The sequence below is a fragment of the Lawsonibacter asaccharolyticus genome (assembly GCF_022453915.1).
GTDB lineage: Bacteria > Bacillota > Clostridia > Oscillospirales > Oscillospiraceae > Lawsonibacter > Lawsonibacter asaccharolyticus.
Genome location: NZ_CP091870.1, coordinates 2,752,527 through 2,769,205, shown reverse-complemented (window position 1 = coordinate 2,769,205; position 16,679 = coordinate 2,752,527). Strand labels below are relative to the sequence as shown.

13 protein-coding genes are annotated in these 16,679 nt (G+C 58.8%); all 13 read left to right on the top strand.

Annotated features, from left to right (window positions below):
- Positions 1–160 precede the first annotated feature (160 nt).
- The 13 genes from L9O85_RS13315 (at position 161) to L9O85_RS13255 (ending at position 16,581) form a co-directional block, all read left to right on the top strand.
- Entirely contained in the window at positions 161–1,993 is a 1,833-nt protein-coding gene (locus tag L9O85_RS13315; RefSeq protein ID WP_301578888.1) for a thiamine pyrophosphate-binding protein, read from the top strand.
- 261 nt (positions 1,994–2,254) lie between these two features.
- The gene (locus L9O85_RS13310; RefSeq protein WP_301578886.1) at positions 2,255–2,959 is read left to right on the top strand and encodes a 5-bromo-4-chloroindolyl phosphate hydrolysis family protein; all 705 of its coding nucleotides are present in this window, start codon (positions 2,255–2,257) and stop codon (positions 2,957–2,959) included.
- A 163-nt stretch (positions 2,960–3,122) separates the two neighbouring features.
- Positions 3,123–4,328 carry a toxic anion resistance protein gene (locus L9O85_RS13305; protein WP_108980399.1) on the top strand — a complete coding sequence of 402 codons (1,206 nt, stop codon included), beginning with the start codon at positions 3,123–3,125 and terminating at the stop codon, positions 4,326–4,328.
- Positions 4,329–4,364: 36 nt separating this feature from the next.
- A complete protein-coding gene (locus L9O85_RS13300) occupies positions 4,365–5,456 on the top strand; it encodes a TPM domain-containing protein (RefSeq protein WP_256182856.1) in 1,092 nt (363 codons plus the stop codon).
- A gap of 379 nt (positions 5,457–5,835) precedes the next feature.
- Entirely contained in the window at positions 5,836–7,068 is a 1,233-nt protein-coding gene (locus tag L9O85_RS13295) for an aromatic amino acid transport family protein (protein WP_256182857.1), read from the top strand.
- Positions 7,069–7,086: 18 nt separating this feature from the next.
- Entirely contained in the window at positions 7,087–7,980 is an 894-nt protein-coding gene (locus L9O85_RS13290) for an acetamidase/formamidase family protein (RefSeq protein ID WP_301578884.1), read from the top strand.
- Positions 7,981–8,161: 181 nt separating this feature from the next.
- Positions 8,162–9,202, top strand: coding sequence for a sensor histidine kinase (locus L9O85_RS13285; protein WP_301578883.1), 1,041 nt, complete (start codon positions 8,162–8,164; stop codon positions 9,200–9,202).
- Entirely contained in the window at positions 9,183–9,893 is a 711-nt protein-coding gene (locus L9O85_RS13280; RefSeq protein ID WP_050623338.1) for a response regulator, read from the top strand. Before L9O85_RS13285 ends, L9O85_RS13280 begins: the two co-directional genes overlap by 20 nt.
- A gap of 343 nt (positions 9,894–10,236) precedes the next feature.
- On the top strand, positions 10,237–14,310 hold the full coding sequence (locus L9O85_RS13275; RefSeq protein WP_301578881.1) for an S-layer homology domain-containing protein: 4,074 nt from the start codon (positions 10,237–10,239) through the stop codon (positions 14,308–14,310).
- 715 nt (positions 14,311–15,025) lie between these two features.
- Positions 15,026–15,253 (top strand): hypothetical protein, encoded by a 228-nt coding sequence (locus L9O85_RS13270; protein WP_301578879.1) that lies wholly within the window; start codon positions 15,026–15,028, stop codon positions 15,251–15,253.
- Positions 15,250–15,597, top strand: coding sequence for a hypothetical protein (locus tag L9O85_RS13265; RefSeq protein ID WP_301578877.1), 348 nt, complete (start codon positions 15,250–15,252; stop codon positions 15,595–15,597). Before L9O85_RS13270 ends, L9O85_RS13265 begins: the two co-directional genes overlap by 4 nt.
- The gene (locus L9O85_RS13260) at positions 15,590–15,910 is read left to right on the top strand and encodes a hypothetical protein (protein WP_050623343.1); all 321 of its coding nucleotides are present in this window, start codon (positions 15,590–15,592) and stop codon (positions 15,908–15,910) included. The genes L9O85_RS13265 and L9O85_RS13260 overlap by 8 nt, the downstream gene beginning before the upstream one ends.
- A gap of 11 nt (positions 15,911–15,921) precedes the next feature.
- The gene (locus L9O85_RS13255; RefSeq protein ID WP_108980420.1) at positions 15,922–16,581 is read left to right on the top strand and encodes a CHAP domain-containing protein; all 660 of its coding nucleotides are present in this window, start codon (positions 15,922–15,924) and stop codon (positions 16,579–16,581) included.
- The last annotated feature ends 98 nt before the right edge of the window (positions 16,582–16,679 follow it).

Genomic DNA, 16,679 nt, shown 5'->3' with positions numbered 1-16,679 from the left:
AATAGCCAAAGCGGAAGGACCAAAAAATCCCCTTGATCTATGAATCGATTCCATAGGAAATGGGGAGAGACCGCCGGGCAGAGACACTGTTTGGGAGAAGCGGGCGAAAGCCTGATAAGAGATTGCTGATCCAAAAAAATGATATGGAGGATTTCACACAATGAGCAAGAAACTGGTATCTGACCTGTTGGTGGACTACCTGGAGCGCCGGGGCGTCACCAAGCTGTTCGGACTGTGCGGCCACACCGTCATCGGCATGCTGGACGCCCTTTCCCGCAGTAAGAAGATCGAGTACATCGGCACCCGGCATGAGGCCGTGGCTTCCACCGCGGCTGACGGCTACGCCCGCATCACCCACAAGGCCTCCGTGGTCATGTGCCACCTGGGCCCCGGCCTGACCAACGTGCTCACCGGCGTGGCCAACGCCTCCCTGGACTCCATCCCCATGGTGGTCATCGCGGGCGATGTGCCCAGCTACTACTTCGGCCGTCACCCCCATCAGGAGATCCAGATGCATGAGGACGGCGACCAGTACAGCATGCTCAAGCCCGTGTGCAAGCGCAGCTGGCGCGTGGACGATGTGGAGGCCCTGCCCTACATCCTGGACAAGGCGTTCCGTCTGGCTGAGGCCGGCCGTCCCGGCCCCGTCCTGGTGGACGTGCCCATGGACATGTTCTCCCGTGAGATGGAGGAGGAGCTGTGGGCCCGCACCTACAAGGACAGCCATGTGACCATGAAGCCCGCCCTGGACCCCGCTGCCGCCAAGGCCATCGCCAAGAAGCTGGTGGAGGCCAAGAACCCCGTCCTCCACGCCGGCGGCGGCATCCTGCTGGCTCAGGCCTCCGAGGAGCTGGCCGCTCTGGCCGAGTTCCTGGATCTCCCTGTGTCCCGCACTCTGGCCGGCCAGGGCTGCCTGTCCGACCAGCACCCCCTGATGGTGGGCCAGACCGGCTTCTGGGGCCTGGAGTTCACCCACTCCCTGACCACCAATGCCGACGTGATCCTGGGCCTGGGCACCCGCTTCGGCGAGGCCGACAGCTCCAGCTGGTATCAGGGCGTCACCTTCGATCCCGATAAGACCACCTTCCTGCAGATCGACATCGACCCCAACGAGATTGGCCGCAACTACGCTGTGGAGATCGGCGCCATCGGCGACCTGAAGATCGGCCTGGCCCAGATCCTGGAGGAAGTGAAGAAGATCTGCCCCGAGGGCAAGAGCAACCCCGAGCTGCGTGAGCAGATCGCTGCCGCCAAGGCCGCGTTCAAGGCCAGCAACGAGGCCATCTCCAACGACGGCCGCTTCCCCATGACTCCCCAGCGCATCCTGAAGGACGTGAAGGAGGTCATCCCCGAGGACGCCATCATCTTCACCGATGTGGGCTGGAACAAGAACGGCGTGGCCCAGGAGTTCGACATCACCGTTCCTGGCACCATCCACCACTCCTCCGGTCTGGCTACCATGGGCTTCGGCGCTTCCGCCGTCCTGGGCGGCAAGCTGGCTGCCCCCGATAAGATCGTGCTGACCCTCACCGGCGACGGCGGCTTCGGCGTCAACCCCACCTGCATGGCTACTGCCGTGGAGAAGGGTATCGCCTGCACCTGGGTGGTCATGAACAACTCCGCTTTCGGCACCATCGCCGGTCTGGAGAACGCCAATTACAAGACCAAGTTCGGCACCGTGTTCCACACTCCCGATGGGGAGTCCTACAGCCCCTGCTGGGCCGACGTGGCCAAGGCCTACGGTGTGGACTCCATCCGCTGCTCTACCGCTGACGAGTTCAAGCCCGCCCTGGAGAAGGCCGTCGAGGCCAACAAGGCCGGCAAGCCCTTCCTGGTGGAGGCCCCCATGGAGAACATCGTGGTGCCCACCCCCGGCTGCTGGAACATCAACGACATTTACAGCCCCAACGAGCTGGTCAAGGAGGGCAAGCTGGTCAAGAAGGAGAACGGCCAGTACGTCGCCCCCAGCCACTCCAAGTCCCACAACGCCTAAGTTTGCCCCGCACTTCCTTCTTGTGTGTGTTTTTTCAGAGAAATGCCGCCCCACTTGGGGCGGCATTTCTCGTCTTTCTAGAAAAGGGCGCAGAGAATGTAAAAAATTGAGACCACAGATTGGACGGCCGGAAGTTGCGGCTAATTTCCTTGACACCCCATCTCCGTGGGGGTACAATATCTCACAACAGAACATATGAAGGCAGCTTTGCAGGCCGGACCGGGTAAGGGGCCGGCCTGCGGAAGTGGAGGAAGTTCAGATATGGCAAAACATGTAAAGCGGTCGGTGGTCCCCATCTATCTGGTGGGTGCGGTCTGGCTGGCCTATGCGCTGCTGTTCCCACTGTACCAGCCGGTCCATTACCTGCTGTGCGGGGCGCTTTCGGCGGCGGCCTTCATCGTGGGGAAGGGCCTCTTCCCCAATAAGGTGTATGAGGTGCCCGGAGAGCCGGAGGAGAACAAACAGGAGGAGCCCGAGAAGAAGGAACCTCCTAAAAGTACCGGCGATCCGGAGATCGACGCCCTCATCAAAGAGCGGGACCGGGCGGTGGGTGAGATGCGCCGCCTCAACGACAGCATCGAGGACGAGGAGATCTCCGCCCAGATCGATCATCTGGAGGAGGTCACCCGGAAGATCATCGACCTGGTGGTGAAGCAGCCTAAAAAGCTGCCCCAGATCCGCCGGTTTCTGGATTACTATCTGCCCACCACCCTGAAGATCCTGAATGCCTATGACCGTATGGATGCGGCCGGCATCTCGGGGGAAAATATCGACGCCACCAAGAAGAAGGTGGAGCAGATGATGGCTACCATCTCCCAGGCTTTTGACAGGCAGCTGGACGCCCTGTTCGGGGATGAGGCACTGGACATCTCTACCGATATCACCGTTATGGAGCAGATGCTCCAGCGGGAGGGGCTGAGCGGCCAGAAGAAGGACGGAGACGGAGGCGTGTCCCTGGAGCTGTGAGCGGAGAAGAGTGGGGGAGACCGTGGAACAGGTGGAGAAACTGATCATGGGGCGATGGAGATGGCCGTGCTGACGGGATATGACTTCTGGAAAGCGGGGACCGAGGTCCCGTGATATCTAGGACAATGAGATCAGAAACGTGACGATACAGGAGGAAACGACAATGAGCGACAATCTGGATATGACCCCTCAGCTGACTCTGACGCCGGAGGCGGACACCGCTGCGGCCGCGGCACCGGCCGCCCCGGAGGCCCCCACCTTGACCCTCGAGCCTGCAGCGGCGGACCCGGCTGACGAGGCCGCAGCCCAGAAGGAGCGGGACGCTCACGCCGTCAAGCTGGATGAGAGCCAGCTCACGGAGGCGGAACGGAAGATGGTGGATGAGTTCTCCCAGAAGATCGACATCACCGACTCCAGCGTGGTGCTCCAGTACGGCGCCGCCGCCCAGAAGAACATCGCCGGCTTCTCGGAAAACGCACTGAACAACGTGCGGACCAAGGATCTGGGCGAGGTAGGGGAGGCCCTGTCCTCTCTAGTGGTGGAACTGAAGGGCTTCGGCAAGGAGGAAGACGAGGGCGGCTTCCTGGGCTTCTTCAAAAAGAAGCGGGATAAACTGGAGGCCATGAAGACGAGCTACGCCAAGGCCGAGGTCAACGTGGACAAGATCGTGCGGGTGCTGGAGAACCACCAGGTGGTGCTGATGAAGGACATCGCCATGTTGGACCAGATGTATGACCTCAACACCAAATACTACAAAGAGCTGACTATGTATATCATCGCGGGGAAAAAGCGGCTGGAGCATGTCCGGGCCCACGACTTGGAGGAGCTGAAGAAGAAGGCCGCCGAGACCGGGGCCCAGGAGGACGCACAGAAATACAACGACTATGCCAACCTGTGTAACCGCTTTGAGAAGAAGCTCCACGATTTGGAGCTCACCCGGATGATCTCCATCCAGATGGGCCCTCAGACTCGGCTGATCCAGAACAACGACACCCTGATGCTGGAGAAGATCCAGTCCTCCCTGGTCAACACCATCCCCCTGTGGAAGAGCCAGATGGTGCTGGCCCTGGGGCTGGAGCACAGCCGCCAGGCCACGGCCGCCCAGTCCGCAGTTACCGACATGACCAACCAGCTGCTCCAGAAGAACGCGGACCTGCTGAAGATGGGCACTATCGAGACCGCCCGGGAATCTGAGCGCTCCGTGGTGGATATCCAGACCCTCCAGCACACCAACCAGCAGTTGATTTCCACCCTGGACGAGGTGATGAAGATCCAGCAGGAGGGCAGCCAGAAGCGGAAGGAGGCCGAGCTGGAGCTGGGCCGCATTGAGGGCGAGCTGAAGCAGAAGCTGCTGGAGCTGAGAGGCTGAGGCCGGCGGTCCTGTCCCGCTGCGTGAGGTGAAACGATGAACTTTTTGAAAAAGACTTGGGTGGCCATAGCGCTGACTGTGATCATGGTCGTGGCGGCTATCGGCGTGGGTCAGCTGCGGGCTCCCGTCCCCGGACTGCCCACAGACACATCCAACAGTGCCTCCGGCGCGCTGGACACCTCCCTGTCCACGTCGGAGTATGACACCTGGATCTCAGATCAGGCCGGGGTGCTGTCCTCCTCCGCAGAGGAGCAGATCAGCCTCTATAACGCCAACTGGGACTATCGGTACAACAGTCTGATCGCCGTACTGATGGTGGACAGCCTGGATGGGCAGGACATCGAAAGCTATGCTTACGACCAGGGGACCCAGATCGGCCTGGGCCAGGGCGACGCCCTGCTGGTGGCTGCGGTGGATGACGAGCTCTATTACGTGGCTACAGGCAACGACTTCTCCACCATCCTGACCAGCAGTGTGACTTCCCGGCTGGATGGGATGCTTTCCAGCAACTTCGGTGCCCAGCGCTTTGAAGAGGGTGTGCTGTCCTTCTTTGCGGAGATGAACCAGGTATATATAGACAACTTCGGACTGGGCAACGCCGGAGGGGGAGGGAGCTACCAGGTCAATGAGCGGACCATGGGGGTGATCTCCCTGCTGGTCCTTCTGGTGGCGGCCCTGATGGTGCTCTCCGCCATCGACCGGGCGCGCTACAACAGCTACCGGGCACGTTTTTATGGGGTGGCCTCCCCACCCTATGTGTTCCGGCCTATCCTCTTCTGGCATGGTCCGGGATACGGCTGGTACCGGCGCCATTGGCACCGTCCTCCGCCGCCACCGCCCGGAGGTCCGAGAGGGCCCAGAGGACCAGGTGACCCCGGTGGATTTGGCGGGATCGGCGGCGGCAGCCGTCCGCGGAGCGGAGGATCACGTGGCGGCGGATTTGGCGGCAGCGGTGGTTTCGGAGGCTCCTTCGGCGGCAGCCGCGGCGGAGGCTTCGGCGGTTCCCGCGGCGGAGGCTTTGGTGGGAGCTTCGGCGGTCGTGGCGGAAGCTTCGGTGGCCGTGGCGGAGGCTTCGGAGGTGGCTTTGGCGGCGGCGGTGGTCGCGGCGGCGGATTTGGCGGCCGGTGAGTGCTGAACAGCAGAATGCCCCGTCCCGCCGTCACCGGTCCGCGTCTGGCTGGTCCCCAGCATGGGCGGGGCTTCCTCCCAAGAGGGCCGGAGACCCGGCCAGGGCCCAGAGGACCTGAAAGAAATGCAAGCAGACAGCCCCTTAAGGGGCCCTGAAAAGTTTGGGATCTCTCCCCTTTTCGGGCCTCTTAAGGGGCGCTTTTTATGCCTGCGGCCTGTAAGGAGACAAAAAAGCAAAAAATAAATGTTGCGATTATGTTGCTATTATATAAAAATTAGTGAAAATATTGTGAACTAAATCAATTGAATTTTGGAGCCCGACTTTCTATAATGAGATCATACCACTCCGGCAAAAAATAAAAGCTGAGGAGAGATGAACATGGGCGAAGAAAAAAGTAATGTTGTCATTACAGAGGAAGGAGCACTCAGCGTGAAGAAGCTGACCTTCTGGGAAGCAGCTATGATCATCGTGGGTGCAAATATCGGAGCCGGTATTTTAGGACTGGCTTATTCCTCCCGGAAGGCCGGATGGCCTATCCTGCTGATGTGGCTTATTATCGCGGGGGTATTTACGACGGTCTCCATGCTGTATGTGGCTGAGACTACCCTCCGCACGAAAAAGCCCATGCAGCTGCCGGGGCTGGCAGAACGATATGTGGGAAAATTGGGGGCGGTACTGGTCTTTATTTCTGTGTGCGCCAACTCCATTGGCTGCATGATCTCCTATACCAGCGGCAGCGGAGAAATTTTAGCTGAGCTGCTGGGGATCTCCCCCACACTTGGAAGCCTGATCTTTACTGTGCCGGCCGTAGTAGTAGTGTGGCTGGGACTGAAAGCAACCGGCCTGGCAGAAAAATTTATCAGTACCGGCATGATCGTTTTGCTGGCCGTTATTATCGGGGTCTCCTTCTTATCTGGGAAAGCGGATATCAGCCAGGCGATCTACACCAACTGGACCTATGCGGTGCCTGTGTTCAACGTGGCGATCTTCTGCTATATCGCCCAGTATGCAGTCCCTGAACTGGCCCGCGGCCTGCGGCATAATGCTCGCGCACTGCCCAAAGCGGTCACCATCGGCATGCTGATCACCGGGATACTGCTGGCACTGGTCCCTCTGGCTGTCATTTCCCTTACTGGACCGGACAATGTCACGGAGGTAGCGACGCTCGCCTGGGGCCAGGCGCTGGGCAGCTGGGCAATGTTTGTAGCCAACATTTTTGCCCTGTGCGCCATGATGACCTCTTACTGGGCAGTGGGCGGCTCTATGCTAACGAACATTGTGGACATGTTCAAGTTCAAGAGCGAGAATCATGTGCCGACCCGCCTGATCTCGCTGGCATGTGTGGCTCTGCCTCCATTCATTTTAGCTTACAGCGGCTTGGTCAGCTTTGTAGACGCCATTTACTTGGCTGGGACCTTCGGTGGTGTCATTATGTCCATTCTGCCTGCGCTGATGGTAAACAGTGCCCGGAAAAACGGCGACATGGAGCCGCCCTGGAAGTGCGGCTGGTACTCTGCGCGGTGGGTCCAGGTGCTCATCATCACGCTCTTCTGTGCGGCAGCCCTCTATGCGGTTTTGGATCTGGTGGGGATCCTGCCCTCAGGCTGGTAAAAGAGGGAGGAAAATGCAATGCGTGTCATTCCCAAAGACAAAGTGGTCTTCAGCTTCAATGCGGAGCATCCCTGTCAATATAGCGTCGAGGATGGGGAGACCTTCTGGGTGGAGACAGATGACTGTTACGGCGGCCAGATCACAGACGCCTCGGTAAAGCGTCCGGATATCGATATCACGATCATGGACTGCTCTGTTGGGCCGATCGAGGTGCGGGGTGCCAAGCCGGGAGATACCCTGTGTGTGGAGATCCTGGCCATTGAGCTCGGCAGACAGGGGGTTATGGTGACCTCAAAGGGATTGGGCGTACTGGGGGACCGGATCACAGAGGCTGACACTAAGGTGATTCCCATTGAGGATGGATTTGCCTGCTTTTCTGACAAGATCCGTCTCCCATTGACCCCAATGGTGGGCGTGTGCGGGGTAGCCCCCAGACCTGGGCTGGATATCCACTGTGCAGTGCCGGGGGATCACGGCTCTAATATGGATACGAAGATGGTGAAGGCGGGGGCCCGTGTCTATCTTCCTGTGTCGGTCCCAGGAGCCGGCCTGGCAGTGGGGGACCTGCACGCCTGTATGGGTGACGGGGAATTAAGCGGGACCGGGATCGAGACACCCGGCCGGATCTGTCTCAAAACCACGCTTTACAAGGACCGGCCGGTGAGCAGACCGGTCATCGAGACAGTGGAAGCCCTCTATTTTACAGCATCCGCTGTGACTTTGGACGATGCTATTCGATTGGCGGTATCTGATACAGTTGCCTTTCTGGAGAAAAAACTGAAACTGGATTTTCCGGATGCATACCGTTTGCTAAGTGCGACTTGTGACATTCAGATCAGTCAGGTAGTCAATGATTTGAAGACAGTCCGGGTCCGCTGCCCCAAATTTGATACAGGGATCCCCACGCTGTGAGGCGCGGCCAATGTCCAGACAGCCCCTGACCGGGGGCTGTCTGGCATTTTTGCACTTATACGTCCGGCTTGAACGCTTCAGCGTTCCATGATATACTGACTTTGACCCGGTTAGAAAGGGGGGAGGTGGGCCTGTGCTCGGTAAGATAAGGCGGATGTGTCCCCTCTGCTGGCAGGACAGCGTGATTTTAGTGGTGACCATGGCGGTGGTATTGGACCTGGGTCTGCTGCTCCAGCCCGTAGGGGCGGATGACTGCCATGCAGCCTTGCTTTTTGTGACAGGTGTCTTGGTGGTGGCCCGTTCTACCAATGGATATTTTTATGGGATGACGGCGAGCCTAATCGCCGCAGTGGTCGTGAATTATGCCTTTATGGAACCCTATTACCGGTTTGAGCTGCGGGGGGCTGGTTACCCATTCACATTTGTCACACTGTTTAGTGTCTCTATCGTGACCAGCGCGCTTACTACCCATATCAAAGAGCAGGAGGAGGTCCAAATCGAGGCGGAGCGGGAGCGACTGCGCGCCAATCTGCTCCGGGCAGTGGGGCATGACCTGCGGACTCCGCTGACTTCCATCATCGGATCAGCAGAGGCGATCCTCAGTCCGGGAAATTGTCTGAGCGATGAGGAGAACAGGACCCTGCTCCGCAATGTGTGCAGTGAAGCAGAGTGGATGATCCGTATGGTAGAAAATTTATTGTCTATCACCCGTGTAGGCGGGGCGTCTTACCACTTGAAAAAGAGTCCGGAGATGCCAGAGGAAGTAGTGGGTGAGGTAATGGAAAAATTCCAAAAGCACTTCCCCAATACCACAGTGGAAGTAGAGGTGCCTGACGTCCTGCTGGAAGTGCCTATGGATGCGATGCTGATCGAGCAGGTGCTATACAATCTGATGGAAAATGCGGTGATCCATGGGATGGCGGAGAAGATCCGGATTCGGGTAGATGCGGGAAAGCACTGGGTCCGTTTTTCTGTCAGTGACGACGGGGCGGGGATCCCGCAGGAAAAGTTGGAGCATCTATGCAGGGACTATATGGAATTGGCAGATACCAGTTCTGGAGATAAAAAACACAATATGGGTATTGGGCTGATCGTCTGCCGCGATATTATCAAGGTACACGGAGGAAATTTTGAAGGCAGAAATCAGCTGGAGGGAGGCACGGAGTTTTGGTTCACGCTTCCCTTAAAGGAGGAACGGCAGTATGGCGGTCATAAAGGATAAAATTTTAGTGATCGAAGATGAAAAAAGTATCAACTATCTGATCGGAACGGTCCTGACAGCCAATGGATATGATGTCATCAAGGCCTATACCGGAACAGAAGCGTGTCAGATGCTTGACGCCTACTGCCCTGACTTGATTATTCTGGATCTGGGGCTCCCAGATATGGATGGAGTGGATATCATCCGACGTATTCGAGGGTGGAGCGTTGTTCCAATTATAGTGGTATCTGCCAGGACCAGAGAACGAGACAAGATCGAAGCATTGGATCTTGGCGCGGACGACTATCTGACCAAACCTTTCGGCGGAGGAGAACTGCTGGCGCGTATCCGCACCGCTCTGCGCCATACCAGGACGCAAGCCGCCGATCCTGGATTGGCGCGTACAGGGATCTACCGGTGTGGCCGGCTGCGAGTCGATTTTGACAGCCATCTGGTATGGCTGGGAGAAGAGAACGTGCATCTGACTCAGAGTGAGTATAGGATCGTTGCTCTGTTGACCCAATATGCCGGAAAAGTTTTGACATATGATTTTATCATTCGAGAGATCTGGGGGCCGAATGCTGTAGGAGATACTCAAAATCTGCGGGCCAATATGGCAAAGATCCGTCGCAAACTAGAAAAGAACCCGGCGAAACCCCAGTATATTTTTACTGAGGTAGGTGTGGGTTACCGCATGGCAGAAGGAGATTGAGGTCCCTTGCAAATGAAAAACAGCATATTATAATTGTAAGAGCTCCAATCATATTCTTGACAAAAAGCGCGATGTCTACCAAAAGTCTACCAAAAAAGGGCGGCGGTGGCCTGGAGTTTCAGGGCCTCGCCGCCCCTCTTGTTTTCATGTGTCTACCAAATGTCTACCATGTAAACTTTTTAGGCGTGATCTCAGGGATTTTTCCCCTGATCTTCCCCTTTTTATAACCAATTCCTCCTGTGTCAGAAGTGTTGTACAGGCATAGTGGGCCGAAATGTTCTGGAAAAGGCCCGGTTTGTCAGAAAACAGCGACTTTTGTCAATATAAAAAGGAGGAATATCCAATGAGAAACCTGAAGCGTGCTCTCAGCCTGGCTCTGGCTTCCGTTATGCTCCTGGGCATGATGGTCGTGGGCTCCAGCGCTAAGGGCCTTGACGACTTCAGCGACAACGCTGAGATCGTCAACAAGGACGCCGTGGCGGTCACCTCTGCCATCGGCCTCTTTGACGGCTACGAGGACGGGTCCTTCGGCCCCGAGAACGTAGTCACCCGCGCCGAGATGGCGGTCATCATCAGCACCATGCTGTACGGCGCTGGCGTGAACGTCAACCAGTTCGCGGAGACCAATGTGTTCACCGACGTCCCCGCCTGGGCGCAGGGCTATGTGAACCTGTGCTCCAGCCTGGGCATCGTGGCCGGCGTGGGCGAGGGCAAGTTTGACCCCAACGCCACCGTGACCACCGCGCAGGCCGTGCTGATGCTGTGCCGCGCCCTGGGCTATTTCCAGAACGCCGCTGACTTCGGCGACAACTGGATGCTGGCCGCCACCGCCAAGGGCACCGCTCTGGGCCTGTATGGCGACCTGAAGCTCACCGCCAACGAGGGCCTGACCCGCGACAACGTGGCTGAGCTGGTGTTCAACGCCCTGACCAAGGCCGTGCCCGTTCAGTACAACGAACTGCTGGGCGTGTACTACAACGAGAACAAGGGTATCATCTACTCCCTGACCTTCTACTACACCGATACCCTGGGCTACAAGAACTTCGACCTGGTCTACAAGACCAACGAGAACACCGATTACGGCCGTCCCGGCACCACCTGGGGCACCGGTTCCTACCGGGGCACCTCCGCCACCACCGAGGGCAATGACTCCTACGGCCTCAATGAGGACGGCAGCCTGAAGCCCGAGAACGTGAAGATGACCTCCGATGACGAGATCATCACCGTGGCCGACACCCCCGACTATGTCTACACTGCCGGGACCAAGGAGAACGTGATCTATAAGGACCTGGGCAAGACGGTCGTCGAGGGCACCGAGAAGGGCGACTATGTCTATGACTGGGTCGCCTATGTGGACGGCGCCGAGCAGGAGGTTGCCGGCCGGCCCGAGAACGAAAAGGACCCCACCTACGAGTACACCGACAAGGGTGCCACCACCGAAATCTATGTTGACGAGGTCAACGAGACCGTCACCGTGGTGAAGATCAACTACTACCTGGCCGAGATCACCGACATCCGCTCCGACGATGACGGCGAGTTCGCCACCGTCCGCATGCTGGGCACCCAGGACCCCCTGGGCGACTCCGTGGACACCCGGAAGATCTACTGCAAGGGCTTCGCTGAGGACGACTATGTTGTCGTCACTGTGGATGTGGACGAGGACGGCGACGCCTTCGTGGCCACCATCAACGATCCCGCCACCGCCGAGGGCACTGTGACCCGCGTCAAGAAGGACGCCGATCCTGAGGAGGATCAGGGCAACTACGTCAAGCTGGACGACGGCAACCAGTACAACTACTCCAAGTGGACCGAGGGTGATGTGGACGGCATCAACGAGAAGCACCCCACCCTGGATATCGGCTACCGCCTGTTCCTGGACCCCAACGGCTATGTCATCGGCTTCATCGCCCTGGATGACTACTATGCCAACTACCTGTATGTGGACGCCGTTGACGTGTCCCTGAAGACCATCACCGCCAAGGTCGTCTTCACCGACGGCACCGCCAAGACCGTGGAGATCGATGACGAGTACATCGACCTGCACTCCGACAGACAGGACTTCACCATGACCCAGGCTGCTGTCGAGGCCATGCTGGAGGAGCACGTCTTCGCCTGGACCGTGTCTGACGACGTCTACACCCTGCGTCAGATCCTGCCCTACGCGAACGTGAACGACCGAGATGACGGCGACCTCTATGAGGACAACAACTACAAGGATACCGAGGATCACGCTGTCGGCAACGGAAACAACACCGCCGCCATCAACAGCGACAAGGCCTTCATCTATGTGAACGGCACCAAGTACATCGTGGACGAGAAGACCGCCTTCATCGACACCGATGAGAAGGTCCTGTACACCGGCTTCGAGAACGTCCCCGACTACGTGGACAACGATGCCACCGATCCTGTGAAGTTCTGGGCCATCGACAAGAACAGCGACGGCGCCCTGGACGTGGTCTTCGTCTACTCCGGCGAGGCCTCCAACAGCAACAAGACCTACTTCTATGTGGCTGATTGGGAAGCCTATGAGTCCTATGACAAGAACAAGATGTACAAGGAAGCCACCGTGTATGTGGACGGCGAGAAGACCACTCTGATCTTCACCGCCGATGCCCACCAGGAGATCACCACCGGCAAGTCCGGCCTGTATGTGGTCAACCGCACCAACGGCTCCGGCGTGGTCACCGACGCGGACAAGATCGCGGTCAGCGCGGTCCCCGAGGTGGTGGGCTCCAGAGCCTTCTCCCTGGGCGACAGCAACGCCGACCAGTGGACCGCCAACAGCGAGACCATCTTCGTTGTGGCCACCTATGAGCTGAAGAACAACGGCAAGGACCTGAAGAGCTCCGCTGACGTGCGCGTTGGCGACCTGAAGGACATGGAAGAGGACGACGACTACTACACCTATGCCTATGTTGCCAAGCCCGACGACAGCGATGACCCCGCCGAGCTGGTGTACATCGTCAAGCAGGAGAAGTCCGAGTACAAGGCCATCTCCCTGACCGTTGACGGCACCGCCGTGAGCGCCGCCGCCGCCACCCTGAAGGCTGGCGAGACCTACTCCTACACCTACACCGCCCCCGATGGCAAGCTGATCGACACCGTGGCCGGCATCGCCGCCGCTGACTACACCGTAGCCGCGGACGGGAAGTCTGTCGCCATCAGCTTCAAGGTGAAGGACAAGACTGACATCGCCATTGCCCTGAAGAATGAGCCTGCGGCTCCCGAGACCCGTACCCTGACTCTGGACAGCACCCTGAACAACGCCAAGGTCTGGAGCGCGGACGGCAAGACTCTCATCTCCTCCAGTGCTTCCACCGCCTTCGGCACGGAGTACCAGGTGGCGGAGGGCACCACTCTGCTGATCCAGGATTCCAGCTTCTCTACTGTCGGCGCCCAGGTGCAGGACAGCCAGGGCAACTTCATCGGCGAGGTGGAGAAGGCCGGCTTCCTGACCCTCACCGTGAACGAGGATATGACCCTGAGCAAGACTGATGTGGTCAGCGTCTATGCCATCCACGTGGGCGAGGGCGTGACCCTGAGCAAGGTGGAGAATGGCTCCGGTACTGAAGTGACCCCCGTTTCCAAGAACGAGAACGTCTGGTACGTCAAGGCCTCCGACAATGCCCAGAAGTTTACGGTCAAGACCGCTGATGCCAATGCCGTGATCCTGGTCACCGGCAGCGATGTGAGCAACAGCACCGCCGAGACCGGCACCAAGGCCAGCGCTCAGGTGCTGGATAACTCCAGCGCCATCAGCGCGGATGTGTATCTGTATGCGGCTTCCAAGGTGACCCTGACCAACGCCACCTCCACTGACATTACCTCCAATGACTATGTCAAGGTGGGAGAGACTATCGCTGTGGCTCCTGCTCGCGGCTACGCCGGTGTCATTGACAACGCCGACGTGGGCGACAACCTGGAGGAGTACACTGTTGGCAACGCGGATGTCACCCTGAATGGCGGACGTGAGGTCACTCTGAACGGTGTGACCGCCACCGTCAACAGCAAGGCTGTGACCAGCGGCCAGATCGTGGCAAATACCTCGGATAACCTGGTGGCTGCGGCTGTGGAGAGCGGCATGTCGGTGATCGACACCACCGGTGGTGCCAAGTTTGATGATACTGTGTACTCTGCCGCCGCTGTGTCTGCGGACATCGAGCTGAGCGCCGCTGCCAAGCTGAACCTGACCAGCGTGACTGTCTCCTATGTGAGCCAGCCTTCCGGCAAGCCCGTCGAGATCGCGGATAGCATGGACACCGAGGTTTATGTTGTGCCCGGCACCGTGATCGTGGTTGAGGGCTCCGCTCCCGTGACTGTGACCGACGGGTCTGATCCTGTTGAGGTCGACGAGCGCGATGACGTTACCAACTGGGTGAAGCTGACCGTCGGCACTGTGGAGCTGACTATTAGCTAAGTCTCGAGCATAAAAGGGATACCCCTGTTATATGGCGGGGGGAAACCCCGGACCCATTTGGGTCCGGGGTCCCTTTTTACTTGCTTCGGGTCTGTTCCTCTTACACGGTGCAAACGGGGGGACCAGGGGGAAACGTCAACCCCCTGCCTGCCCAGGCCCGGGACGCCAGGCGCAAAGCCGGAACAGCGCATTGACCCAAATGACGCAGGGCATCAGCGGCAGCGGCGCGAGACGCTGGTCAGTGCGAAAGCCTTGCCGCGCCGCTCAGGTCCAGGAGATCTCCGCTCGGTGTCTCCTGTACCGGGGGGCCGGGAGCGTCCCCCGGCGTCTCTTTGGTCCCTTTCTGGACGTTCAGAAAGGGACCCGCCCCGCAGGGCGGGCACCTCTATAGTCCGCCCGCGTGGGACGGGCGGAAGGGCGCCACCTCATTCGTCACGGCATCCGCCGTGACGCCTTCCCCCGAGGGAAAGGCTTTTGGGGGACACAGCGTGGGCCGAGCCACTCTCCCACAAGGGGAAGCTGCCTAAACAAGATGGAAGCGATCGTTTGGAAGGGGCGCACACTGTGCGCCCCTTCTGCTGTTTTTTGTGAAATTGGATTGACGGGAACATACAATTTTGGCGCCGGGGCTGGGAGTGGTAGGGGGCGCCGGGGCGGGCAGAGCTTTGGAGAGGAGAACGCTGTGGGCCTTTCAGAGAAAGGAGGGGGAGAGGGGATGGATCTGACGACGCTGGCTGTGGCGGGGATGTCGCTGATCGGGACGCTGGCGGGGACCTTTGGAGGCATCCTGGTGTCCAACAAGCTGACCACCTACCGCATCGAGCAGCTGGAGCAGAAGGTGTCCGCCCACAACAGCCTGGTGGAGCGGACCTACAAGCTGGAGGGGCAGATGACGGAGGTGCAGCACGACATCCGGGACTTAAAATCGGAGGTCCGGACATGAGCAGCACTGTGATCCTGGCCGCGGCAGCGGCCTTCGCACTGGGGTGCGTGTTCTGTCTGGGGCTGTGGTGGCTGTCCACCCACCGGTCCAAAAGGGGCCGCACAGAGACCATGAAGGCCACCGTCTGGCTGTGCCTGTGCAATGGCTGCGCCTGGGTGTGGTGCTCCTATCTGCTGGCCTATCTGGGCCGTGAGCAGATCGCAGAACAGCTATCCGGGAAAGCCGTCACAGAGATCATTGCCGTGATCCTGGCTTACGCCATCAAATCCCTGGTGGAGAATCTGAGCAAACATAACAACTGGCCGGATAGATCCGGCAAAAAGGAGGAAACCACCCATGAATGAACTGACCAACTATCTGCCCATGCTGCTGGCCCTGGTGCTGGCGCTGACCCTGGTGACCAACATCATCGTACAGGTGCTCAAGAGCCTGCTGTACGATATGCTCCCCACCAACCTGCTGGCCTTCCTGGTGGCCGCGGTAGTGACGGTGGGGGCGGGCTTCGGCCTGTGGTCCTATTACCGCTTTGCCATCACCGGCTGGATGATCGTGGCGCTGATCGCCCTCATCTTCCTGGTGGCCTTCTCTGCGATGTTCGGTTATGACAAACTGGTGCAGCTGATGGAGCAGGCGGGGTGGATCAAGGCACAGAAGTGAGGAGGCGCACTATGGCAACCGCTGAAAAGATATTGGAGATCGCCCGGTCGCAGATCGGGACCAGAGAATCCCCGGCCAACAGTGACAATGTAAAGTATAACACCGCCTACTATGGGCGGGAGGTGTCCGGAAAATACCCCTGGTGCGCCGTGTTCGTCTGGTGGGTATTCCGGGAGGCCGGGGCTCCCGAGTTGTACTACGGCGGCGGAGAGACCGCCTACTGTCCCACGCTGATGTCCTTCCACAAGAAGCAGGCGGTGACTGACTACCGGCCGGGAGACATCGTGTTCTTCAACTTCTCCGGCAAGAGCTCCGCCGGTCATGTTGGCATCTGTGAGAGCTGGGATGGGACCTACATTACCACCATTGATGGCAACACCGGCGGCGCCAGCGAGGACAACGGCGGGGCGGTGATGCGCCGCAGGCGGCATAAGAAATACATCGTGGGGGCATATCGCCCAGACTATGAGGAGGAAGAGAGCGTGACCTACGAGCAGTGGCTGGAGTACCTGGAGAGATACCGCAGGGAGGCGGCCGCCAAGAAGGCGTCCATGCCGGAGCTGTTGGAGGAGGCTGTGGAGCTGGGCCTGACGGACGGCAGCCGCCCCCGGGATCTTATGACCCGGGAGGAGGGCGCGATCATGGCCCGGGCAGCGGCGAAGGCCAGATAAAGCAGAGGAGCCGCCCCGATATGGGCGGCTCCTGACATCAAATTTGACATGATTTTATATGGGTAATTTTGATGCTGAATAATCATCCAATTAGAAAA